Origin of the sequence: Microbacterium sp. NPDC012755 (assembly GCF_042901325.1) — a bacterium.
Classification (GTDB): domain Bacteria; phylum Actinomycetota; class Actinomycetes; order Actinomycetales; family Microbacteriaceae; genus Microbacterium; species Microbacterium natoriense.
Genome location: NZ_JBIBCT010000001.1, coordinates 492,147 through 514,329, shown reverse-complemented (window position 1 = coordinate 514,329; position 22,183 = coordinate 492,147). Strand labels below are relative to the sequence as shown.

At 71.2% G+C, this 22,183-nt stretch carries 19 protein-coding genes; 11 read left to right on the top strand and 8 right to left on the bottom strand.

Annotation, left to right across the window (positions count from 1 at the left end):
- Positions 1-108: 108 nt before the first annotated feature.
- From ACFY5A_RS02540 to ACFY5A_RS02530, 3 genes are read right to left on the bottom strand one after another with little or no spacing between them, the layout of a single operon-like run.
- Positions 109-474: a cupin domain-containing protein gene (locus tag ACFY5A_RS02540; RefSeq protein ID WP_341941233.1), complete on the bottom strand. Its 366-nt coding sequence runs from the start codon at positions 472-474 to the stop codon at positions 109-111.
- On the bottom strand, positions 471-1,874 hold the full coding sequence (locus tag ACFY5A_RS02535) for an FAD-dependent oxidoreductase (RefSeq protein ID WP_341941234.1): 1,404 nt from the start codon (positions 1,872-1,874) through the stop codon (positions 471-473). Before ACFY5A_RS02535 ends, ACFY5A_RS02540 begins: the two co-directional genes overlap by 4 nt.
- Before the next feature lie 28 nt (positions 1,875-1,902).
- Entirely contained in the window at positions 1,903-2,370 is a 468-nt protein-coding gene (locus ACFY5A_RS02530; protein ID WP_105675177.1) for an Lrp/AsnC family transcriptional regulator, read from the bottom strand.
- Positions 2,371-2,470: 100 nt separating this feature from the next.
- Between ACFY5A_RS02530 and ACFY5A_RS02525 the strand changes: the two genes are divergently transcribed.
- The gene (locus ACFY5A_RS02525; RefSeq protein ID WP_341941235.1) at positions 2,471-3,916 is read left to right on the top strand and encodes a gamma-aminobutyraldehyde dehydrogenase; all 1,446 of its coding nucleotides are present in this window, start codon (positions 2,471-2,473) and stop codon (positions 3,914-3,916) included.
- A 265-nt stretch (positions 3,917-4,181) separates the two neighbouring features.
- Here the strand turns inward: ACFY5A_RS02525 and ACFY5A_RS02520 are convergent, their stop codons facing one another.
- Positions 4,182-4,901 (bottom strand): FCD domain-containing protein, encoded by a 720-nt coding sequence (locus tag ACFY5A_RS02520; RefSeq protein WP_341941236.1) that lies wholly within the window; start codon positions 4,899-4,901, stop codon positions 4,182-4,184.
- 168 nt (positions 4,902-5,069) lie between these two features.
- On the opposite strand from ACFY5A_RS02520, the gene ACFY5A_RS02515 reads away from it, so the two are divergent.
- The 3 genes from ACFY5A_RS02515 to ACFY5A_RS02505 all read left to right on the top strand — a co-directional run bounded on the left by ACFY5A_RS02515 (position 5,070) and on the right by ACFY5A_RS02505 (position 9,824).
- Positions 5,070-6,473, top strand: a complete 1,404-nt coding sequence (locus ACFY5A_RS02515; RefSeq protein WP_341941237.1) for a gluconate:H+ symporter — start codon at positions 5,070-5,072, stop codon at positions 6,471-6,473.
- A gap of 2 nt (positions 6,474-6,475) precedes the next feature.
- Positions 6,476-7,063 (top strand): gluconokinase, encoded by a 588-nt coding sequence (locus tag ACFY5A_RS02510; RefSeq protein ID WP_341941238.1) that lies wholly within the window; start codon positions 6,476-6,478, stop codon positions 7,061-7,063.
- A gap of 127 nt (positions 7,064-7,190) precedes the next feature.
- Positions 7,191-9,824, top strand: a complete 2,634-nt coding sequence (locus ACFY5A_RS02505; protein ID WP_387231592.1) for a hypothetical protein — start codon at positions 7,191-7,193, stop codon at positions 9,822-9,824.
- A gap of 30 nt (positions 9,825-9,854) precedes the next feature.
- On the opposite strand, the gene ACFY5A_RS02500 is transcribed toward ACFY5A_RS02505, so the two are convergent.
- Positions 9,855-10,379 (bottom strand): GNAT family N-acetyltransferase, encoded by a 525-nt coding sequence (locus ACFY5A_RS02500; RefSeq protein WP_341941240.1) that lies wholly within the window; start codon positions 10,377-10,379, stop codon positions 9,855-9,857.
- A gap of 102 nt (positions 10,380-10,481) precedes the next feature.
- Between ACFY5A_RS02500 and ACFY5A_RS02495 the strand changes: the two genes are divergently transcribed.
- From ACFY5A_RS02495 to ACFY5A_RS02485, 3 genes are read left to right on the top strand one after another with little or no spacing between them, the layout of a single operon-like run.
- Entirely contained in the window at positions 10,482-11,615 is a 1,134-nt protein-coding gene (locus ACFY5A_RS02495; protein ID WP_387231590.1) for an ROK family protein, read from the top strand.
- A complete protein-coding gene (locus ACFY5A_RS02490; RefSeq protein WP_223585845.1) occupies positions 11,612-12,535 on the top strand; it encodes a polysaccharide deacetylase family protein in 924 nt (307 codons plus the stop codon). Before ACFY5A_RS02495 ends, ACFY5A_RS02490 begins: the two co-directional genes overlap by 4 nt.
- Positions 12,532-13,854 carry an MFS transporter gene (locus ACFY5A_RS02485; RefSeq protein WP_341941242.1) on the top strand — a complete coding sequence of 441 codons (1,323 nt, stop codon included), beginning with the start codon at positions 12,532-12,534 and terminating at the stop codon, positions 13,852-13,854. The genes ACFY5A_RS02490 and ACFY5A_RS02485 overlap by 4 nt, the downstream gene beginning before the upstream one ends.
- A 124-nt stretch (positions 13,855-13,978) precedes the next feature.
- On the opposite strand, the gene galE is transcribed toward ACFY5A_RS02485, so the two are convergent.
- From galE to galT, 3 genes are all read right to left on the bottom strand, one after another.
- Positions 13,979-14,956: a UDP-glucose 4-epimerase GalE gene (gene galE / locus ACFY5A_RS02480; protein WP_387231588.1), complete on the bottom strand. Its 978-nt coding sequence runs from the start codon at positions 14,954-14,956 to the stop codon at positions 13,979-13,981.
- 71 nt (positions 14,957-15,027) lie between these two features.
- The gene (galK, locus tag ACFY5A_RS02475) at positions 15,028-16,215 is read right to left on the bottom strand and encodes a galactokinase (RefSeq protein WP_341941244.1); all 1,188 of its coding nucleotides are present in this window, start codon (positions 16,213-16,215) and stop codon (positions 15,028-15,030) included.
- Positions 16,212-17,396 carry a galactose-1-phosphate uridylyltransferase gene (gene galT, locus ACFY5A_RS02470; RefSeq protein ID WP_223585848.1) on the bottom strand — a complete coding sequence of 395 codons (1,185 nt, stop codon included), beginning with the start codon at positions 17,394-17,396 and terminating at the stop codon, positions 16,212-16,214. The genes galK and galT overlap by 4 nt, the downstream gene beginning before the upstream one ends.
- A gap of 137 nt (positions 17,397-17,533) precedes the next feature.
- On the opposite strand from galT, the gene ACFY5A_RS02465 reads away from it, so the two are divergent.
- From ACFY5A_RS02465 to ACFY5A_RS02450, 4 genes are all read left to right on the top strand, one after another.
- On the top strand, positions 17,534-18,484 hold the full coding sequence (locus tag ACFY5A_RS02465) for a LacI family DNA-binding transcriptional regulator (protein WP_387235868.1): 951 nt from the start codon (positions 17,534-17,536) through the stop codon (positions 18,482-18,484).
- Positions 18,485-18,676: 192 nt separating this feature from the next.
- Positions 18,677-19,837, top strand: coding sequence for a Gfo/Idh/MocA family protein (locus tag ACFY5A_RS02460; protein WP_387231585.1), 1,161 nt, complete (start codon positions 18,677-18,679; stop codon positions 19,835-19,837).
- On the top strand, positions 19,837-21,159 hold the full coding sequence (locus tag ACFY5A_RS02455) for a DUF993 family protein (protein ID WP_387231583.1): 1,323 nt from the start codon (positions 19,837-19,839) through the stop codon (positions 21,157-21,159). Before ACFY5A_RS02460 ends, ACFY5A_RS02455 begins: the two co-directional genes overlap by 1 nt.
- Positions 21,156-22,115: a sugar phosphate isomerase/epimerase family protein gene (locus ACFY5A_RS02450; protein ID WP_387231581.1), complete on the top strand. Its 960-nt coding sequence runs from the start codon at positions 21,156-21,158 to the stop codon at positions 22,113-22,115. Before ACFY5A_RS02455 ends, ACFY5A_RS02450 begins: the two co-directional genes overlap by 4 nt.
- Positions 22,116-22,183: the final 68 nt, after the last annotated feature.

Sequence of the window (22,183 nt, the reverse complement as noted above, 5' to 3'; positions counted from 1 at the left end):
GCTGAGCCGGCTGACGCGCCGGGGCTGCGCCGGCATCCGGTGTCTCGCGCCGACAGGACGACTACGGATGCCGGGACGAGGTCAGTACAACCGGCCCGCCACGGCGGCTCAGGCCACGTACACCTTGCGGAGCGTCTCGGTCACGGTCCACACGGTCTGCATGCCCTCGGCCAGACGCACGAGAGAGCCGGGGCCCACCTCCAGCGGCGGCAGAGGAGGCGACACGAACTCGATCACGGCGTGACCCGACAGCACGACGAAGACCTCGTCGGCCTCGGTGTCGGATGCCGTGCCGGGGGTCATCTCCCAGATGCCGACCTCGGTGTCCCCGACGGTCGCGAGGGGCAGCAGCGCCGCGGTCGGCGCCCCGGACACGACCGTCGCCGCGGGCAGCGCCTCGTGCGGGAGATCGACGGCGCGCGCATCGAGCCCGGACCCCGCGTCGATCCCTGACCCGGCGTCGAGCGCGCTCACGAGTCGAACCCCATGCCCACGGCGTCGAGCGCCTTGAGGAAGAGGTTGCGCTTCCCGTCGTTGTGGTCGGCCTGGTTCATCGCGGCTCGGACCAGGTTGATGCCGATCGCGGCGGCGGGCTCCGGCGGGAACGGGATCGGCTTCTCGTGCACCATCTTCAGCTCGGTGCGCTCGGTCTCCTCACCCGACAGCTTGTCGAGCATGACGTCGGCCGCGAAGCGCGCGGCGCCGACGCCCAGTCCGGTGAAGCCGGTCGCGTACGCCACGCGGCCCTTTCGCGCGGTGCCGAAGAACGCGCAGAAGCGGCTGGACGAGTCGATCGCCCCCGCCCAGCGGTGCGTGAACGTCAGCCCCTCCAGCTGCGGGAACGTCGTGAAGAAGTGCGAGGCGAGCTTGCGGTGGCTCTCCATGCGGTCCTCGTACTCCGGGCGCACCTTGCCGCCGAAGTGGTAGATCGCGTCGTACCCGCCGAACAGGATGCGGTTGTCGGCGGTGAGCCGGTAGTAGTGGAACTGGTTCGCGCTGTCGGCGAGGCCTTGACGGTTCGACCAGCCGATCGACGAGAGCTGCTCGTCGCTCAGCGGCTCCGTCATCAGCACGTAGTCGTACACGGGAACGGTCATGAGGCGGTTGCGCTTCAGCAGCGACGGGAACACGTTGGTCGCGAGCGCCACGGCATCCGCCGTCACCCGCCCGCCGGGGGTGATCAGAGTGATCGGACCAGCTCCGTCGCCCTCGACGCCGCGCACGATGGAGTGCTCGTAGATCTCCACGCCGAGCTCGACGGCGACGCGGGCCAGCTCCATCCCGAGCTTCGCGGGGTGCACCATCGCGCAGCCCTCGCGGTCCCAGTCTCCGGCGAGGAACGTGGGGGAGTGCACCTCGGCCTGCACCGCGGACTCGTCGAGGTATCCATGCTCCTCCCGGTACCACTCGACCTGGTGCGGCTCGACCGCGACGGCGAGCTGCCCCGTGCGCTCGAAGTCGACCTTCATGTCGTACTTCGCGACCGTGGCCTCGATCGCGTCGAGGTTCTCGAGCCCCAGCTCCTCGAGCCGGTCGATCTCCTCAGGCCAGCGGTTCACGCCGTTCTCGTGCCCGTGGGTGAGGCTGGCCTCGCAGAAGCCGCCGTTGCGACCCGACGCCGCCCAGGCGATGCGCGAGGCCTCCAGCAGCACCACGCGCCGCTCGGGATCGCGCTCCTTGGCGCGGACGGCCGTCCACAGGCCGGCGTATCCGCCTCCGACGATGGCCAGGTCGGCCGTGATGTCGGCGGAGAGCGTCGGGTGCTCGACGCGTTCGACGTCGTCGAGCCAGAACACCCCGAGCGCGGTGTCGCGCAGGGAGGCGTCGATGACCGACTCGGCGGGCTTCTGGCGTTCGAAGACGGTGGTTCCCATGATCACTCCGTTGCGATCGGGGCGCGCGTCAGCGCGTGCCCCAGTTGTAGAGGTCCTTGTAGAGGCCCGCGTAGAGCAGGCTCTCGGTGTGCACGACGCCGGGGATGGTGCGGATGCGGGTCGCGATGAGGTCGATGAGGTCCTCGTCGCTCTCGCACACGGCCTCGACGAGGATGTCGAAGGTGCCGAGCGTGACGACGACGTAGGCCAGCTCGGTGATCTTGGTGAGCTCCTGCGCGATCGACCGCGGATCCTTGTCGACGCGGATGCCGATCATCGACATGCGGTGGAAGCCGAGCTGCATCGGATCGGTCACGGCGACGATCTGGATGATGCCCGCCTCCGTCATCCGCTGCACCCGCTGGCGTGCGGCGGCCTCGCTGAGCCCGACCGCGCGGCCGATCTCGGCGTAGGGGCGGCGGCCGTCCTCCTGGAGGAGCTCGACGATCCTCTTCGAGACGTCGTCCAGGGCGGGGTGCTTCGGAGTGCTGCTCATGTGTCGATATTGACAGGTTGAACACGCCCATGCAACTGATTCAGTTGTTTCGAGGGAGAAAGAGCTTCAGAATCCGCACGGATGCCGGTACGATATCGCCATGTCCTCAGAGAAGAACTCCGCGACGCTGCAGAACTTCATCGGCGGCCGCTACGTGCCCGTGAACGGAGCGGGTCACCTGCCGCTCATCGACCCCGCGACCGAGGAGGTCTACGGGCAGCTGCCCCTGTCGGATGCGAGCGACGTCGATGCGGCCTACGCCGCGGCATCCGCCGCCTTCCCGCTCTGGCGCGACACCACGCCCGCCGACCGTCAGTTGGCGCTGTTCCGCATCGCCGACGAGATGGAGGCACGTGCGGAGGAGTTCGCCGACCTGGAGTCGCAGGACACCGGCAAGCCGCGCGCGAGCCTCGTGGCCGATGAGATCGTGCAGTCGATCGACCAGCTGCGCTTCTTCGCCGGAGCGGCCCGCAGCCTCGAGGGGCGCGCCGCCGCGGAGTACATGGCCGGCCACACGTCCTTCGTGCGGCGCGAGCCCGTCGGCGTGATCGGTCAGGTCACCCCGTGGAACTACCCGCTCAACATGGCGGTGTGGAAGATCGCCCCCGCGCTCGCCGCGGGCAACACGGTCGTGCTCAAGCCTGCAGAGTCGACCCCGCTCACCACGCTGCTGCTCGCCGAGATCGTGGCGATGCACACCCCCGGCGGCACCCTCAACGTCGTGCTGGGCGACCGTGACACCGGTGTGGCCCTGGTCGAGCATCCTGTTCCGCAGATGGTCGCGATCACGGGCTCGGTGCGCGCGGGCATGGCCGTCGCACGGTCGGCCGCGAACGACGTCAAGCGCGTGCACCTGGAGCTCGGCGGCAAGGCCCCGGCGATCGTGTTCCCCGGCGCCGACATCGCGAAGGCGGCAGCCGGCATCGTCACGGGCGCCTTCTTCAACGCCGGGCAGGACTGCACCGCCGCGACCCGCGTGCTCGTGCACTCGTCGATCCACGACGAGCTCGTCGCCGCCCTGGTGGAGAAGACGAAGACGGATGCCCGCACCGGGGGTCCGCGCGAGGAGGGCGTGCTCTACGGGCCGCTGTCGAGCGCGGCGCAGCTCGCGCAGGTGCAGGGCTTCGTCGACCGGCTCCCCGCGCACGCGAAGATCGAGGTCGGCGGCAAGCGGCAGGGGGATGCCGGGTACTTCTTCGAGGCCACGATCGTGTCGGGGATGCAGCAGGACGACGAGGCCGTGCAGGGAGAGATCTTCGGCCCCGTGCTGACGGTGCAGTCCTTCGAGACCGACGAGGAGGCGCTCGCGCTGGCGAACGGCGTGGACTACGCGCTCGCGTCGTCGGTGTGGACGACCGATCACGCGCGGGCCATGCGGTTCTCGCGTGACCTCGACTTCGGCTGCGTGTGGATCAACACGCACATCCCGTTCGTGTCGGACATGCCGCACGGCGGCTTCAAGCACTCCGGCTACGGCAAGGACCTGTCGCAGTACGGCTTCGACGACTACACGCGCATCAAGCACGTCATGACCGCGCTCGACTGATCCCGCGCCCGCGGGTCGTTGAGCGAGCGGAGCGAGACGAAACGGGGTGAGGTGTGCGCGGCTTCGGCTGGAGTCGTGCGGATCATGAAGCGTTTCGTCACTTCGACTCGCTGCGCTCGCTCAGTACGGCGCTCGGTCGCTGCGCGTCCTCGCTCAACGACCGGGTGGCGGTACCCCGACCGGGCGGCGGTGACCCGCGGGTGTGGTGGCCCCGCGGGTCGTTGAGCGAGCGGAGCGAGACGAAACGCGGTGAGGTGCGAGCGGGTCAGTCGTTCGACGACTGGCGCAGTGCGCGGGTGGTCTGCTCCATCGCCTCCGCGGATTCGGCGACGATCGCCCGCATGGCCGACTCGGCGCGCTCGGCATCCCTCGATTGCACTCCGGCGGCGACCTCGCCGTGCAGGCGCAGCGCCTCCGGATCCGCGACGTCCGGCATCAGGTCGTGGTGCGTCCTGCCCTCGAGGACCGCGACGACGATCGGCGACAGGCTGCTGAGCATGACGTTGTGCGAGGCCTGGAGCAGCGTGGTGTGGAAGTCGATGTCGTGGGCGAGGTACTCGTCGGTGTCGGCGGCGCGTGAGGTCGACGACATCCCGATGACCGCGGCGGTCAGCGCACCGCACTGCGCCGGGGTCGCGTGCAACGCGGCGAGCCGGGCGGCGACGGGCTCGACGGCGCTGCGGAGCTCGCTGAGGCTCTGCAGCAGCTCGGCGCGCCGCGGTCCGTCGAGCCGCCACCGCAGCACGCGCTGGTCGTAGGGGCTCCACGTCTCCGGCGGCTGCACGATGATGCCGACGCGCTGGCGCGACGCGACCATGCCGAGCGATTCGAGCACGCGCACCGCCTCGCGGATCGCGCTGCGTGAGGCGCCGAACTCGGCCACGGCGTCGTCCATGATGATCCGGCTGCCGGGGGTGCGGCGCTCGGCGCCGATGTCCGCACCCCAGCGCTCGACGATCACATCGTGCAGAGCGTTCTGAGGCATGGCCTCATGGTAGGGGAAAGACCCGATGTTTGCATCCGCTCGCGCCAGCGGAGCAGACAATCCCGCACAGATCTTGAAATAGTCTGATTATTTAGGTACCGTACTCGTAAATATCAGACGGAAGCGCCGTGGCTCTCGGACAGTGCTTCCCCCATGGGAGGAACAATGATGGTTCCCTTGACACTGCTGAAGACGGCGGACCCTGCCCCGATCGTCCCCGTCGGCTCGGACGCCCAGCTCATCACCGCCGCACTGATCGGCTTCGCCGTGATCATCGTCCTGATCACCTGGCTGAAGGTGCATCCCTTCCTCGCCCTGACGATCGGCGCCCTCGGTGTCGGCATCGGCGCGGGTATGGCCACCGGCCAGGCGCTCACCAGCTTCTCCAACGGCTTCGGCTCGACGATGGGCGGCGTCGGCGTGCTGATCGCCCTCGGCGCGATGTTCGGCAAGCTGCTCGCCGACTCCGGCGGCGCGGATCGCGTCGTCGACACCCTCGTCTCGCGGTCGAGCAAGAGGGCACTGCCGTGGACGATGGGCGTCGTCGGCGCCGTGATCGGTCTGCCGATGTTCTTCGAGATCGGCCTCGTGCTGCTCATCCCGGTGATCATCCTCGTCGCCCGCCGCTCGGGCGTCGCGCTGATGAAGATCGCCATCCCCACCCTCGCCGGCCTCTCCGCGATGCACGGCCTCGTGCCCCCGCACCCCGGACCGCTGATCGCGATCGACGCCCTCGGCGCGAACCTCGGCCTCACCCTCGCCTTCGGCGTGATCATCGCGATCCCGACGATCATCATCGCGGGCCCCGTCTTCAGCGGGTTCGCCGCGAAGTGGGCTCCCGTGCCCGTGCCCGACATGTTCCTCACCGCCGAGGACAAGGGCGAGGACGTCACGCAGCGCCCGCGCCCCTCGTTCGCCGCCGCGCTCTCCAGCATCCTGCTCCCGGTCGTGCTCATGATGGGCAAGGCGCTCGCCGCGGTCATCGCGCCCGATTCGACGGATGCGTGGAAGGTCGTGCTCGACTTCGCCGGCACCCCTGCGATCGCGCTGCTCATCACGCTGATCTTCGGCATCTTCGTGCTCGGCGCCGGCGGGAAGATGAACCGCACCACGGTCGCGCACTCCCTGGAGAGCAGCCTCCCGCCGATCGCCGGCATCCTCCTCATCGTGGGTGCGGGCGGCGCCTTCAAGCAGGTCCTCATCGACACCGGCATCGGCGAGGTCATCACCAGGGCCGTGCTCGAGAGCGGGGTCTCGGTGCTGCTGCTCGGCTGGCTCGTCGCCGTGCTCGTGCGCATCGCCACGGGCTCAGCCACCATCGCCACGATCACGGCGGCCGGTCTCATGACGTCGGCCGCGTCGACGCTCCCCGGCCCGGAGGTCGCCCTCCTCGTGCTCGCGATCGGCTCCGGCTCGGTGTTCCTCTCGCACGTGAACGACGCCGGGTTCTGGCTCGTCAAGCAGTACCTCGGAACGAGCCTGCCGCAGACGTTCAAGACCTGGACGGTGCTGGAGTGCCTGATCTCGGTCGTCGGCCTCGCCGGCGTGCTGCTCCTGGATCTGGTGGTCTGATCATGACGTCGACGAACGGACAGGACGCCGTGCAGACCCCGCCGGACCCGCCCATCGTGCTGGTCGTGATGGGGGTCTCCGGATCGGGCAAGTCCACCGTGGCCGGCATGCTGGCCGGACGGCTGGGCTGGGACCTCGAAGAGGGAGACGATCTCCACCCCGCGGCGAACGTCGCCAAGATGGCCGCCGGGGTGCCCCTCACAGACGAGGACCGGTGGCCGTGGCTGGAGCGGATCGCCGCGTGGATCCAGCTGCACACGGCATCCGGAACCCCCGGGATCGTGACCTGCTCGGCGCTGCGCCGCGTCTACCGGGACCGGCTCAGCGGACCGGGCGTCGCCTTCGTCCATCTCGACGGCACGCGCGAGACGATCGCGAACAGACTCAGCACCCGCTTCGACCACTTCATGCCGCAGAGCCTGCTGGGCTCGCAGTTCGCGACCCTGGAGCCGCTCGAGCCCGACGAGGAGGGCATCGTCGTCGACCTCGGCCGCGGCCCGAAGGACGAGGTCAAGGAGATCATGCGGCGCCTTCAGCTGTCGGCGCTCCCCGCGCCGGAGTACACCGACGAGGGGATGCTGGCCGACTGAGGCCCGCTCCGACGGCACCGACGAGTCTCGCACGGGCGCCGTGACCGACGCCCGTGCGAGACTGTCGGTCGTGGCGGAACGCCGGCCGAGAGCACCCGCCGGCCGGCGAGGAGGGGGACGCGTCGACATGGGGATCTTCAGCCTGCTTGAAGAGGCGCGAGCGCGCATCGACGAGGGCGAGCAGGGGGCGGCGCGCGCCCTGCTGGTCGAAGGACTCGCAGGGGCGACATCCGCGACCGGCGCCGACGAGGCGTGCGCTCTCGCCGAGGCGACGGGGCTGCTCATCGGACTCGACGTGGAGATCGAGCAGCCGGAGACGATCGATCGTCACCTGGAACGCCTGGCCGCTCTCACCGATGGCGTCGACGACGAGCGCACGGCGGAGGCGCTGGCGTACGCGGAGCTCCCGCGGATCGAGTTCGTGCACGGTTTGGACGACGTCGATCCGGTGCTGCACGTGGAGGTGCTCCAGCGCGCCGTCGCCCTCGACGCCCGCTGGCGAGACTCCCCGCATGCGGGCGTCCGGCGGGCAGCCGCCGAGGCCGCGCTCACCGCGCAGATGATCCGCAAATGGCTGGGGCAGTCGCCCTCGTCCATCGCCGTGGCTCTCGACGAGCTCGCCCTCCGCCTCGGCGGAGAGGCCGACCCGCGGTCGGCGTCGATCAGGCTCGAGGCGATGTTCACCGCCTCGCGGCTGCGCGTCGAGAACGACCTCGACCTCTCCGGTGTTCCCGAGGTGCTCGATCTGGTCGTACGAGAGGCGCGCTCCGGTCCCGGCTCCGCGGGATTCGCCCTCGACGCCGCGCTGCTCCTCGCCGACATCGCGATCGCCGAGGGCGCCCCGGCGCTCGAGGCCGTCGCCCCCGTGAGGCGGCTGCTGGCAGACGGGCTCGGGGAACCAGGCGTGCAGCGCGCGCGACGCGAGACCCGGCACCTGGAGGAGATCCTCGATCGTCTCGACGGAGCGGATCGGGATGCCGTCGCCGCCGAGGAGTGGTCTGCTCTCCTCGGGCGGTACGCAGCGGACGCCGACGCCGATGCGCGCGCCCTCGTCCTCTCCGATCTCCTTCGCCACGTCGGCGCCACCGCGTACGCGACGGCATCCGGCCTTGCGCTGCTGCGCGAGGCCGACCGGGTGTTCCTGTCGGACGATGATCCGCGGTCGGCCCTCGCCCGGTTCGGCGTCGCGGCGCGCATCGCGAGCGTGCTCGGCCATCCCGATGGAGCGACGGCGGCGCGCGAGCCCTCGTCTCCCGAGCGAGACCCCGTGGCGGCCGTGGCCGCGTCCCTCGCCGTGGAGGAGAGGTTCGCCGCCTTCTGGGACGACGTCGAGACGGTGCCGAAGATGGCCGCGCTGCTCCTCGACAGGGCGCTCCGGCAGTCCGATCTCGGAGGGCGGGACGATGCGCTGTCGACGCTCGCCCGACTCTCCGCGAACGTGCGGGCGACGGGGCGCGACATCGCCAGGTCGGAGCGCGTGCAGGCGGGGTACTGGGAGAGCAGGTTCCTCCGTGAGGCCGGACGGCAGGACGCATCCCGGAAGGCGATCGACGAGGTTCTCGCCGAGTTCTCCGCGGACCCGTCCGGCGACGTGCGCCGGTGGGCGGCGAACGCGCTGTGGTCGGCGTGGCGCTCCGATCTCACAGGGCAGACCGAATCGAGGGAGCTGCGGCGCCTCTTCGCCGAACGATTCGCCGACGACCCCGACGTGAGGATCCGCCGACTCGACGCGACCAGGATGCTCGGCGACGCGGTGGAGTCGCATGAGCAGGGGAGCACAGGCGCGGCGATCGACCTGCTCCGTGCGCTCGACGCCCGCTTCGGCGACGCCGACGACGACGGCATCCAGGACACGGTCCGCCGTGCCCGCGAGAACCTCCGGATCCTCTCGCTGCTGCCGGGGGCGGATGCCGCGTCCGGTGATGCGGCGACCGAACGGTACCGGTCGCTGCGAGATCGTCTCTACGCCGCCGACGAGCTCGCCGAGAAGGGGCGGGTCGCCGAGGCGGAGGGCCTCTGGAGGGGCGTCGTCGAGGAGAGCGCCGGAACAGACGACGTCGATGTCGCGATGCTGCGGCTCGCGGCGCTGGACGCCTGGGCGGGCTGGCTCCAGGACGCCAAGTACTGGGAGCAGGTCGCGACGCTGGCGCGCCAGGCGACCGTCATCCGGGCAGGGAGCGACCTCCGCGCCGAGCGCGTGCAGGCCCGCGCGTACCTCCGGCTGGGCATGGCGCTCGGCGCTCTCGGGGATCCTCGAGGGGCGATCGCGGCGTACGAGGCGCTCGATGCGCTCGCCGAGGGGGAGACAGACGGAGAGCTGGCGACGACGCGCCAGCAGGGCGTCTACAACCGCGCCATCATGATCGACGAGATCGGCGACGTCGCCGGCGCTCTCGCCGCCTACGAGCACGTCGTCGCCGTGCACGGGCAGTCGGTCGACACGGCATCCGGTCGGCTCCGCTGTGCGAAGGCGCTCCGCAACCAGGCGATCCTCTTCGGAGGGCTCGGGCGCACGGCGGAGGCCGCCGGAGCACACCGCCGAGTGCTCGACATCGGTGCGGGCACCGCCGACGCCGACCTGATGGTGCGCGTCAGGGCGTCGGCGTTCGATCTCGCCGGGTGCTTCGCGGCGCTCGGCGATCACGCCTCGGAGGCCGCGACCTACGCGTGGATCCGCTCCGCTCCGCACCTCGGCCTCTCCGCGGCGGAGGTCCGTTCCGCGGCGCGTGCGGAGAAGGTCGCGCGGCGACGAGCCCGCTGACGCCGGTCGTCTGACGCCGGCGTCGTCCGCTCAGCGCAGCGGGTCCTTCACGCGGCGGTGCTCCGCGAACGACGCGTACGGACGCTCGTCGACCTTGGTCGCGCCGTCGGCGATCCAGCCGTGGGCCGCGTAGAAGGCGTCTGCCCTGTCGTTGCCGTCGAGCACCCACAGGTAGGCGCGGGTGTGCCCGGCATCCGCGATGACCTTCTCCGCGGCGGTGAGCAGGGCGTGACCGACACCGGTCGACCATGCGGAGGGGTCGGCGTAGATGCCGTACACCTCGCCGTCGGCCAGCCCATCGTCGTCGCGCCCCGAGCCGAACGAGGTCCAGCCGATGACGGCGCCGTCGCGGACGGCGACGAGGATGCCGAGGCCGGTCGGCAGCGGATCGGCGACGATGCGTCGCCATCCCTCCGCTCGCTCCTCGATGGAGAGGCCGTCGAGGAGCTCCTGCGGCATGAGCCCTCGGTACGCGACCTGCCAGGAGCGCACGTGCACGGCGGCGACCTCGTCGGCGTCGTCGATCTGAGCCTCGCGGATCACCAGCTGCGTCATCCGTCCACCCTAAATGGAGGCCGGATCGGGCGGGCGCAACACCCGTCGACAAGTACGACGCGATGTGTCAGGCTGGGCGAAGTCGACTCCCGGGGGATCACCATGGCCAGGCCGATCGCAGGTCCGCAGTCTCTGCTCCGCACGCTCAACGGGCGGGCCATCCTCGAGACCCTCGGGCGCAGAGGGCCGCAGACCCGCGCCGAGCTCATGGCCGCGACCGGCCTCTCGCGCACCGCCGTCACCCAGGTGCTGCGGATGCTCGAGGGTGCGGGCGCCGTCGTCCCCGCCGGTGTCGACCGCGAGACCCGCGGACCCGCGGCGAGCAGAGTGGCGCTGCATCCCCGACTCGGCGTGGCCGCCGCCGTCCACGTCGACCACCATGCCGCGCACGTCGCGCTCGTCGACCCGATGGGCGTCGTCAGAGCGGAGCAGCACGCGCCCTTCCCGCTCCGCGGCGACCGGGTCGAGCACATCACGAGCCTCATCGACGAGTGCCTGCTGGCGGTGCAGGCGCCGCTGCGCCTCGTCGTCATCGGGGTGCCGGGCATCGTCACGGCCGACGGCGGCATCCGCGACGACCAGGGCCCAGACGGCGGCGCGTTCAAGGCGGCCCTGATCTCCCGGCTCGACTGCCCCGTGCGGGTGGAGAACGACGTCAACCTCGCCGCTCTCGCCGAGCTCACCTCGGGAGCGGGCGCCGAGCTCTCCAGCTTCGCGCTGCTGCTGCTCGACGACGGCCTCGGCGGGGGCATCGTGATCGACGGCATGCTGCACAGAGGCTTCTCCGGTGTCGCGGGAGAGGTCATGTACCTGCCGCAGACCCCGCTGCCGATCGGCGCGCCCGTGCTGGGCGACGCGGTCGTGGGCGACCTGGCGCTGACGAACGGGCGCGACCCCTCGCTCACGCTCGACCAGCACCTCGACGCGGCGGCCGCCGGTGATGAGGCCGCGCTCGCGATGGCCGCCGAGATGGGTCGGCGCATCACCCTCGTCGCGGGCAGCGTCGCCCTCGTGCTCGACCCCGAGGCGTTCGTGCTGAGCGGATCGGCGGCGCATCCCGTGCTCGTCGACGCCGTGCAGTCCGTGGCCGACGCCTATGCCGCGCAGCTGCCCATGCGCTTCCTGGTCTCGTCGTTCGGGCCGGAGGCGCCGCTGGTCGGCGCGATCGGCGAGGCGGCATCCGCCCTCCGCACCACCGTGTTCAGCAGCGTCCTCCCCGACAGGAGCAGTCGATGATCTCCGACCTCGCCGATCGGCTCGGCCTCGCCCCCGGAGCACGGGCGATCATCCTCAACGCCGACGACTTCGGCATGTGCCACGCGGCGAACCTCGCGATCACCGAGCTGCTGGATGCCGGGCGCATCGACTCCACGACGGTGATGGTGCCGTGCCCGTGGTCGCCGGAGGCGCTGGCGTTCGCGGCATCCCGCACCGACCTCGACGTGGGCGTGCACCTCGTGCTGACCAGCGAGTGGACCCGGTACCGCTGGCGGCCGCTGACCGGCGTGGGCACGACGCTCGTCGACGCCGACGGATTCTTCCCCTCGGAGGTGCGGCCGGTCGAGGAGAACGCGGCCGAAGACGACGTCGCCGCCGAGATCGCCGCGCAGCTGCAGGCCGCGCTCGACGCCGGGGTCGACGTCACCCACCTCGATAACCACATGGGCTCGGTCTACGGACTCCTCACCGGCCGCGACTTCCTCGCACCGGTGTTCGCGCTCGCCGCACGCCACGGTCTGCCCTTCCGGCTGCCGCGCAGCATGGACGGCGCAGACGCGGACGTCGAGCTGCAGCGCACCCTCGACCGGGCGGCCGCTGCGGCGGACTCCCTCGGCGTCGAGATCATCGACCGGCTCTGGTCGCACCCCTTCGAGATCGTCGGCGAGGGCACGGATGCCGAGGAGGGGTACGAGCAGGTGCGCGACGGCTTCATCGCGCTGCTGCGCGCCGTCCCCGCCGGAGTCACCGAGATCTACCTGCATCCGATGATCGACGACGCGGAGCTCAGGGCGGCGGTCGACTTCGCCGCCGCCAAACGCGGCTACGAGCACCGGCTGCTCGCCGACCCCGCGGTGCTGCAGGCGATCGAGGACGAGGGTCTCGTGCGCATCGGCTGGCGTGCGCTGCGCGAGCTGCAGCGGAGTGCGGCGCGGTGACCCTGCTCGGCGCGCTCCGCGACCGCCGCATCGACGCGGCGCCCCCGCGCGCCCAGACGATCGCCTTCGGCGCCTCCGGGTTCCCGACCCAGCTGATGGCGCAGACCTTCTCGGCCTTCGTCGTCTACTTCTACGTCACGCACCTGGGCGTGCCGCCGGGGTGGGTCGCCGCGGCCATGATCGCCCACGGCATCCTCAACGCCGTGCTCAACCCCGTCGTCGGTGCGCTGTCCGACCGGATCCGCACGCCGTGGGGGCGCCGGGTGCCCTGGATCGGGCTCGGCATCGTGCCGCTGGTCGTGGCCTTCGCGCTGGTGTGGATGCCGCCTGAACTCCCCGTCGCCGGGCTGATCGCCTGGTTCCTCGTGGTCGTCGCGGTGTACGACATCGCCTTCGTCGTGGTCGTGCTCAACATCTCCGCCCTGTTCCCCGAGATCTTCCGCACCACGGAGGAGCGCGCCCGCGGCAACGTCCCGCGGCAGATCTTCGCGATCCTCGGAATGGTGCTGGGCACGGCAGGAGCCCCGGCGCTGTACGGCTCGATGGGCTGGCCTGGCATGGCGCTCGTGCTCGGCGGAGTCTGCCTCGTCCTCCTCGTGTGGTCGTTCCTCGGCGGCATGGTCGAGCGCACCGTGCCGGAGGCGGCATCCGAAGCCATGACCTGGCGGCGCCAGCTGACGCTCACCTTCGCCAACCGCGCCTTCGTGCCCTACGTGCTCGGGTCGCTGTGCGTGCAGACGTCGATCGCGATCATCCTCGCCGCCCTCCCGTTCTACGTGCGGTACTCGCTGCACGCGGCCGAGGGAGAGGGCAGCGTGCTGCTCGGCGCCATCTTCGTGACGGCCATCCCGTCGATCGTGCTGTGGAGCGCGGTCGTGCGGCGCACCTCGCCGCGCACGGCTCTGCTGTGGAGCGTCGGCGTCTTCGGCGTCGCCGTGCTCGGCTACCTGCTCCCGACGACGGTGCTCGCCGCGGCTCTCGTCGGCATCGCGGTGGGGGTCGGCATCGGAGGCCTCCTGCAGCTGCTCGAGGTGATGCTGGCGCAGATCATCGACGACGACGCCGTGCGCACGGGGCATCGGCGCGAGGGCGCGTACTTCGGCGTGAACGGCTTCGTCGTGCGCGGGGCCGTGGTGGTGCAGGCGATCGTCGCCGCCGCCGTGCTGACGGCATCCGGGTTCGACGCGACGCTGGGCGACGGCCAGCCGGATGCCGTGGACGGCGGCATCCGCGTGATGGTCGCGGTGATCCCGCTCGTCTTCACGGCCCTGGCCTGGGTGTGCTTCTGGTTCTACCCGATCCGCACCCGCGACCTCTGACCCTTCCGAGCACCCCGAGGGCGTCGCCCGACCGCGACGCGAGGCGGAGGGATCGCCCGTCCGGGCGAATCGGGGAAGGGGTACCCGTTCTTCGCCCGGACGGGCGATCCCGGAGCCGTCCCGACTAGACTGCCGCGCGACGAGCCTCCCAGCCGGTGCGGACCATCTCGTCGACCGTGTAGCGCATCCGCCAGTCGAGGTCGCGGGCGGCGAGCTCGCCGGTCGCGACGATGCGGTCGGGGTCGCCGGGGCGCCGGGGGCCGACCTCGGGGATGAAGTCGATGCCGGTCACGCGAGCCACGGCATCCATGATCTGCGTCACGCTGAGACCGTCACCCGAGCCCAGGTTGTAGGCGGGCTCGATCGGCGCGCCCGCCGACAGGCGTCGCGCGGCGGCGACGTGCGCGGCGGCGATGTCGCCCACGTGCACGTAGTCGCGCACGTTCGTGCCGTCGGGGGTGGCGTAGTCGTCCCCGAAGATCTTCGGGGTCCTGCCCGCGATCAGCGCCTCGAACACGATGGGGAAGAGGTTGTGCGGGCTCACGTCGTAGACCGTGGGGTCGGCCGAGCCGACGACGTTGAAGTAGCGCAGCGACGTGTGCCGGAGCGGATGCGCGGAGTCGGCGGTCGCGGTGGCCTGGTCGCGCAGCAGCCATTCGCCGATGAGCTTCGACTCGCCGTAGGGGTTGGCCGGCCGCTTCGCCGTGTCTTCGACGACCAGGTCACCGTCGGGGGTGCCGAACACCGCGGCCGACGACGAGAACACGATGTTCGCGACACCCGCGGCCGCCATGGCCTCCAGCACCACGCGCGTGCCCTCGACGTTCTGGGCGTAGGTGTGCAGCGGGCGCTGCACCGAGACGCCCGCGTACTTGAAGCCGGCGACGTGGATCACTCCCTCGGCGTCGTGCTCGCGCAGCGTGCGCTCGACGAGCTCCCGATCGAGGATGCTGCCGCGGACGAACGTCACGCCCTCCGGCACGAACGACGCGACCCCGCTGGAGAGGTCGTCGATCACGACCGGAGTGAGCCCGGCATCCGACAGTGCCCGCACGACGTGCGATCCGATGTAGCCGGCGCCGCCGGTGACGATCCAGGACATGGTTCTCCTTCAGGGTCGGGGGGCTCAGTGTTTCAGTGCGACCTGCGTGCTCACCGCACGGGCGCACGTCCTCAGGCGTCGCGACCGGCGCCGGCGGACGGCACGACGGTGAACAGATGGGGCGCGGAGAACCCGGATGCCGCGAACGCGGAGGCCACGGCGTCCGACACCTCAGCGACGGCGTCGGCCTCGATCAGCGCGATCGCGGCTCCGCCGAAGCCGCCGCCCGTCATCCGTGCGCCGAGCGCCCCGGCCGCGAGGGCCGCCTCGACCGCCGTGTCGAGCTCGGGAACGGAGATCTCGAAGTCGTCGCGCATCGAGGCGTGCGAGGCGACGAGCAGGTCGCCGATCGCCCTGGCGCCGGACTCGCGCAGCACGCGGACGGTGTCGAGCACACGCTGGTTCTCGGTCACGACGTGGCGCACGCGGCGGAACGTGACGTCGTCCATGAGCGCCTCTGCCCTGGGCAGGTCGGCGACCGTCACGTCGCGCAGCGAAGGGACGCCCATGATCGCGGCTCCGCGCTCGCACGCGGCACGGCGCTCTCCATAGCCACCGGTGGAGTGCGCGTGCTTCACGCGGGTGTCCATGACGAGGATCGCGAGACCGGCCTCGGCCACGCCGAGCGGCACGAGCTGCGCCTCCAGCGAGCGGCAGTCGAGGAAGGTCGCGGCATCCGGCTCGCCGAGCATGGAGGCCATCTGGTCCATGATCCCGGTGGGCGCTCCCACGGCCTCGTTCTCTGCCCTGCGGCCCACGCGGGCGAGGGCGACCCGGTCGAGGCCGGCTCCCCACAGGTCGTTCAGGGCGGATGCCGTGGCGCCCTCGATCGCAGCGGACGAGGAGAGCCCGGCGCCGACGGGGACGTCGGAGGCGATCGCGATGTCGACGCCCGATCCGGCGACAGACGCGGCCTGAGCCAGAGCCCAGGCGACCCCCAGCGGGTAGGCCGCCCACTCCGGGACGGCGGGCTCCGCGCCGGCCGCCGTCGGGAACAGGCCGTCGAGCTCGTCGAGGGCGACCTCGACCGGCTCTGTGGCGAACGTCGAGGCGACACGCACACGGCCGACGCCGTCATCGCGTCGACCGACGGCCGCGACCGTGCGGTGCGGGATCGCGAACGGCAGCACGAATCCGTCGTTGTAGTCGGTGTGCTCGCCGATGAGGTTCACCCGGCCGGGAGCCGACCAGAGGCCCTCGGGCTCGCGGCCGGTGAGCTCGAGGAACAGCGCCGTCGCGGCATCCTGGGTGGTGGTCATGCGGACGCCTCCTCTGCGCGTGCGATGGCTTCGCGGATGCGGGCGGCGCCCTGCTCGGGTGCGACCTCGGCGGCCCACGCCCACATGGCGGCCTCGGATCCGGCGAGGAACTTGAGCTTGTCGGCGGCGCGGCGGGGGCTGGTGAGCTGCAGGTGCAGGCGCACGCTGTCGCGGCCGGTGTTGACCGGAGCCTGGTGCCACGCGGCGATGTACGGGGTCGGGGTCTCGTACAGCGCGTCGACGCCGCGGAGCAGACGCAGGTAGAGCGGGGCGAGCTCGTCGCGCTCGGCATCCGTCGTCTCGGCGAAGTCGGGGACGTGACGGTGCGGCATCAGGTGCACCTCCAGCGGCCAGCGGGCGGCGAAGGGCACGAAGGCCGTCCAGTGCTCGCCGCGGAAGACGACCCGCTCCGACGACTGCTCGAATTCGAGGATGCGCTGGAAAAGGTCGGGCGCCGTGCGGTCGATGCTCTCCAGCACGCGGGTGGTGCGCGGGGTGACGTAGGGGTAGGCGTAGATCTGGCCGTGCGGGTGGGGCAGGGTCACGCCGATCGCCTCGCCGCGGTTCTCGAAGGGGAAGACCTGCTCGATGCCGGGCAGCTGCGACAGAGCGGCGGTGCGGTCGGCCCAGGCCTCGATCACGGTGCGGGCGCGGGTGACGCTCTGGGTGCCGAAGGATCCGGTGTGCTCCGGGCTGAAGCACACGACCTCGCAGCGGCCGACCGAGGTGCGGGTGCGTCCGAGTCCGAGGGCGGCGAGGTCGTCGAGTCCGCGCGGAGGGTTGGATGCTCCGGGAGCGTCGCCCGTGGCCTCGGCGAGGGCGGGTCCGAACGCGGGGGACTTGTTCTCGAACACCGCGACGTCGTAGCGCGAGGGGACCTCCGACGGATTGGTCGGAGTCTGCGGCGCCAGCGGGTCGGCGTCTGCGCTCGGCATCATGACGCGGTTCTGGCGGTTCGCGGCGACCGTGATCCAGTCGCCGGTGAGCACGTCGAGCCGCATCGTGGCCGTGTCGGGGCGCGGGTCGAGGGTGCGGGCGTCGATCGAGCGCTCCGCGGGGAGCGCGGTGTCGGGGTCGTCGTAGTAGATGAGGTCGCGGCCGTCGGCGAGCGTCGTCGCGCGCTTGGTGACGCCGGCGGAGAGGGTCGCCGTTCGGAACTCCGGAGATTCGTGCGTGTTCACGTAAACATGGTACGTCCGACGGCGTGGTAACGTCAACATTGAGGAGTTGTGAACGGAGGATGCCGGTGACCCGCAGCGAACTCGGACTCCCCGGCGAGCGGATGCCGCGCCGTCGCCCGGCATCGGGGCGCGTGTCGATGGCCCTCGTCGCCGCCCGCGCCGGAGTCTCCGGCCAGACCGTCTCCCGCGTCGTCAACGACAGCCCCCGGGTCGACCCCGCCACGCGCGAACGCGTCGAGAAGGCGATGGCCGAGCTCGGCTACCGCCCGCACCGCGCCGCCAGGGCTCTGCGCACCGGCCGTTCGCAGACCATCGGCCTCGTCGTCACGACCCTCGCCACCGTCGGCAACTCGCGGATGCTGCAGGCCACAGCCGAGGCCGCGGCGGAGCGGGGATACGCCCTCACGCTCGTCACCGCGTCCGGTGGCGTCGCCGAGGCGTTCGAGCACCTCGCCGAGCAGGAGGTCGACGGTGCGATCGTGCTGAACGAGGCCTCCGCCCAGGTGCCGACCGCTCAGCGTCCGGCCGGGCTGCGGCTCGTCGTGGTCGATGCGGCCACCGACGACGGCTTCATCTCCGTGCACAGCGACCACGCCGGAGGCGCGGCACTGGCCACCGCGCGGCTCCTCGAGGCCGGGCGCCCGATCGTCCACCACCTCGCGGGGCCTGCTGACTCCTTCGCGGCGGCCGAGCGCGAGCGCGGGTGGCGGGACTCCCTCGCCGCGGCGGGGATCGACGCCCCCGAGGTGGTCAGGGGCGACTGGAGCGCCGAGTCGGGATACGCCGCGGGGGCCGCCCTCTCCGCGGCATCCGCCGTCTTCTGCGCGAACGACCAGATGGCACTGGGGCTCCTGCGCGCGCTCGCCGAGTCGGGGCGCCGCGTGCCGGAGGACGTCGCCGTGGTGGGCTTCGACGACGTCCCGGATGCCGCGAACTACCGGCCCCCGCTGACCACGATCCGCCAGGACTTCACGGCTCTCGCCCACCGCGCGGTCGCCGCGCTGGTCGCCGACATCGAGGGGGAGGATGCGACACCCGGCCCCTCGATCATCCCGACGCTGCTGATCGAGCGCTCCAGCACCCGCTGACCCCGCCGCCGGCCTGCCGTCCGCAGCGGGGCGCCTTCGGATGCGCTTCTGGTCGAGCGCGAAGAGAGCCTGGGAACTGGAATGCGCTTTCCTGAAAGGGTTGCGAGAGCGTGGTGCGGCATGGGATGCTTTCGGAAAGCGCTTACCCACTATCGACGGACGCGCCCCCACTTCCCACAGAACGGACGATTGATGTCACAGGCGACCACCCGCGAGATCGGGATCATCATGAACGGCGTCTCCGGACGCATGGGCTACCGGCAGCACCTGGTGCGCTCGATCCTCGCGATCCGCGAGGAGGGCGGCATCGAGCTGCCGGACGGCAGCCGTATCACCGTGAAGCCGATCCTCGTCGGACGCAGCGAGGCGAAGCTCGCCGAGCTCGCCGAGAAGCACGGCATCGAGGACTACACCACTGATCTGGATGCCGCGCTCGCCGACCCGCGGTGGGAGATCTACGCCGACTTCCTCGTGACGAAGGCCAGGGCATCCGCGATCCGCAAGGCCATCGCCGCGGGGAAGGCGATCTACACGGAGAAGCCCACGGCGGAGTCCCTCGACGAGGCGCTCGAACTCGCCCGGCTGGCGAAGGCCGCCGGCGTCAAGACCGGCGTCGTGCACGACAAGCTGTACCTGCCCGGCCTGCAGAAGCTCAAGCGCCTCATCGACTCGGGGTTCTTCGGACGCATCCTGTCGGTGCGGGGCGAGTTCGGCTACTGGGTCTTCGAGGGGGACTGGCAGCCCGCGCAGCGCCCGAGCTGGAACTACCGCACCGAAGACGGCGGCGGCATCATCTCCGACATGTTCCCGCACTGGAACTACGTGCTCGAGAACCTGTTCGGCGAGGTCACGAGCGTGTACGCGCAGGCCGCCGTGCACATCGCCGACCGGTGGGACGAGAAGGGCGAGCACTACACCGCCACCGCCGAGGACGCCGCGTACGGCATCTTCGAGATCGAGGGCGGCATCATCGCCGAGATCAACTCCAGCTGGACCGTGCGCGTGAACCGCGACGAGCTCGTCGAGTTCCAGGTCGACGGCACGCACGGCTCCGCCGTGGTCGGACTGTTCGGCGCGAAGATCCAGCCGCGCAACGCCACGCCGAAGCCGGTGTGGAACCCCGACCTCGAAGACACCCGCGACTACGACGCCGACTGGCAGAAGGTCCCGACCAACGACGTGTTCCTCAACGGCTTCCGCCAGCAGTGGGAGGAGTACCTCGTCTCCTACGTCGAGGGCACCGAGTACCCGTTCGACCTGCTCGCGGGCGCCAAGGGCGTGCAGTTCGCCGAGGCCGGCCTCACCTCCAGCGCCGAGGGCCGCAAGATCGCCATCGAACCGCTGGCGCTCTGATGTCCGCCCTGACGCTCCTCGCGCCCGACGGCACGGTGTCGCACGCGGCGCTGAACGACTCCGGAGGCTACGCGCGCCCGGCATCCGCTCTGCGCAGCCGCGTCGCGTACGCCGCGGCGCACGTCGTGCCGAAGGCGCACGCCGACAACACTCCCGGTCGTCCCGCCGACATCGACTGGGACTCCACCCTCGCGTTCCGCCGCAACGTGTACTCGTGGGGCCTCGGCGTCGCCGACGCCATGGACACGGCGCAGCGCAACATGGGACTGGATGCCGCGGCCACCCGCGAGCTCATCGCCCGCAGCGCCGAGGTGGCGCGCGAGGAGGGCGGCTCTGTCGTCGTCGGCGTCAACACCGATCACGTCGACGAGCAGCGCATCTCGCTCGATCGGGTGATCGACGCCTACCGGGAGCAGCTGCACTTCACCGAGGAGCAGGGGGCGGGGCCGGTGCTCATGGCCTCCCGCCACCTCGCACGCGTGGCCGCGGATGCCGACGACTACCGCCGCGTGTACCGTGCGGTGCTGGAGAGCGCGATCGTCCCGGTGGTGCTGCACTGGCTGGGCACGGCCTTCGACCCGGAGCTCGCCGGGTATTTCGGCGCGGACGACTGGCAGACGGCATCCGCCGTGCTCCTCGACATCATCTCGGAGAACCCGGGCAAGGTCGCGGGCGTGAAGATGAGCCTGCTGAACGCCGAGAGCGAGATCGCCGTGCGCTCGCAGCTGCCCGACGGCGTGCGCATGTTCACCGGCGACGACTTCAACTACGTGGGTCTCATCGGCGGCGACCCGGCCACCGCCACCCGGTCGTTGAGCGAGGAGCGGAGCGACGAGACGAAACGCTCCATGCCGGAGTCGACGTCGGATGCGGGCGTTTCGTCTCGCTCCGCTCGCTCAACGACCGGCGCGGGGGGTGCTCGCCCGACGACCGGCGCGGGGGCGGCATCGACAGGCGCGGGGCACTCCGATGCGCTGCTCGGCGCGTTCGCCGCGATCACCCCGGTCGCATCGGCAGCGATCCAGGCGCTGGACGCAGGGGATCCGGCGCGCTACCGGGAGATCCTGGGCCCGACCGAGGAACTCAGTCGGCAGGTCTTCGCCGCGCCGACGTTCTACTACAAGACCGGTGTCGCCTTCCTGTCCTGGCTGAACGGTCACCAGCCCGCGTTCCAGATGGTCGCGGGGCTCCACTCGGCCCGCAGCCTCCCGCACCTCAGCCGCATCGTCGAGCTCGCGAACGCCTCGCTCGCGCTGGAGCATCCGGAGCTCGCGCGAGAGCGCTGGCACGGGATGCTGCGTCTGAACGGAGTCGACGCATGAGCATCCAGGCCGGAACGTCAGCAGGAAACCCGAATGTCGCTCGACACGGCATCCCTTCGACCGACATTCGGGATCTGAGCCGACAGAGCGACGGCGCCCCCGATCCTCGCCTGTCGATCAATCAGGCCACGATCAAGCACGCCGACCTCGCGACGGCGCTGCGGGTGACGGCGGATGCCGGCATCCAGGCCATCGGGCTCTGGCGCGAGCCCGTGAACGAGGTCGGACTCGACGTCGCCGCACGGATGCTGGCCGACGCTGGTCTGCGGTTCACGACGCACTGCCGCGGAGGGTTCTTCACCCTGCCCGACGGACCGGAGCGCACCGCAGCGCTCGACGACAACCGTCGCGCGATCGAGGAGACCGCGACGCTCGCCGCGGCCGGCGCCGACGGTTCGACGGCCGTGCTCGTGCTCGTCGCCGGCGGTCTTCCCGAGGGCTCACGCGATCTCGTGGGCGCGCGGGAACGAGTGCGTGATGCGATCGGTGTGCTCGCCGACGACGCGAGGGCCGCGGGGGTGACGCTCGCGATCGAGCCGCTGCATCCGATGTACGCGTCCGACCGGGCGGTCGTCTCGACCCTCGGGCAGGCGCTCGACATCGCGGCGGACTTCGAGCCTGCGGTCGTCGGCGCGGCGGTCGACACCTTCCACATCTGGTGGGATCCGCAGGTGCTCGACCAGATCGCCCGCGCAGGGCGGGAGGGCCGCATCGCGACGTACCAGGTGTGCGACTGGAAGACCCCGCTCGCCGCCGATGTGCTGCTGTCGCGGCACTACACGGGCGACGGGGTGATCGACTTCGGGTCGCTCACCCGTGCCGTCGTCCAGGCCGGCTACAACCGCGACATCGAGGTCGAGATCTTCAACGCCGACATCTGGGCGGATGCTCCGGATGCCGTCGTGCGCCGCACCGCGGAGACCTTCGCCGCCGCGGTGTCACCGCACCTGGGCTGAGGCCACTCCTCCCTTCGGTCGTTGAGCGAGGGAGCGGAGCGACCGAGACGAAACGGGGTTCCGGCGAG

Coding starts and splice junctions, on each gene's coding strand:
- ACFY5A_RS02460 (WP_387231585.1), top strand. CDS start 18,677: ATGTCACAGGCGACCACCCGCGAGATCGGGATCATCATGAACGGCGTC.
- ACFY5A_RS02455 (WP_387231583.1), top strand. CDS start 19,837: ATGTCCGCCCTGACGCTCCTCGCGCCCGACGGCACGGTGTCGCACGCG.
- ACFY5A_RS02490 (WP_223585845.1), top strand. CDS start 11,612: ATGATCTCCGACCTCGCCGATCGGCTCGGCCTCGCCCCCGGAGCACGG.
- galK (WP_341941244.1), bottom strand. CDS start 16,215: ATGACCACCACCCAGGATGCCGCGACGGCGCTGTTCCTCGAGCTCACC.
- ACFY5A_RS02535 (WP_341941234.1), bottom strand. CDS start 1,874: ATGGGAACCACCGTCTTCGAACGCCAGAAGCCCGCCGAGTCGGTCATC.
- ACFY5A_RS02525 (WP_341941235.1), top strand. CDS start 2,471: ATGTCCTCAGAGAAGAACTCCGCGACGCTGCAGAACTTCATCGGCGGC.
- ACFY5A_RS02520 (WP_341941236.1), bottom strand. CDS start 4,901: ATGCCTCAGAACGCTCTGCACGATGTGATCGTCGAGCGCTGGGGTGCG.
- ACFY5A_RS02515 (WP_341941237.1), top strand. CDS start 5,070: ATGGTTCCCTTGACACTGCTGAAGACGGCGGACCCTGCCCCGATCGTC.
- galE (WP_387231588.1), bottom strand. CDS start 14,956: ATGTCCTGGATCGTCACCGGCGGCGCCGGCTACATCGGATCGCACGTC.
- ACFY5A_RS02500 (WP_341941240.1), bottom strand. CDS start 10,379: ATGACGCAGCTGGTGATCCGCGAGGCTCAGATCGACGACGCCGACGAG.
- ACFY5A_RS02465 (WP_387235868.1), top strand. CDS start 17,534: ATGGCCCTCGTCGCCGCCCGCGCCGGAGTCTCCGGCCAGACCGTCTCC.
- ACFY5A_RS02510 (WP_341941238.1), top strand. CDS start 6,476: ATGACGTCGACGAACGGACAGGACGCCGTGCAGACCCCGCCGGACCCG.
- ACFY5A_RS02530 (WP_105675177.1), bottom strand. CDS start 2,370: ATGAGCAGCACTCCGAAGCACCCCGCCCTGGACGACGTCTCGAAGAGG.
- ACFY5A_RS02450 (WP_387231581.1), top strand. CDS start 21,156: ATGAGCATCCAGGCCGGAACGTCAGCAGGAAACCCGAATGTCGCTCGA.
- ACFY5A_RS02495 (WP_387231590.1), top strand. CDS start 10,482: ATGGCCAGGCCGATCGCAGGTCCGCAGTCTCTGCTCCGCACGCTCAAC.
- ACFY5A_RS02505 (WP_387231592.1), top strand. CDS start 7,191: ATGGGGATCTTCAGCCTGCTTGAAGAGGCGCGAGCGCGCATCGACGAG.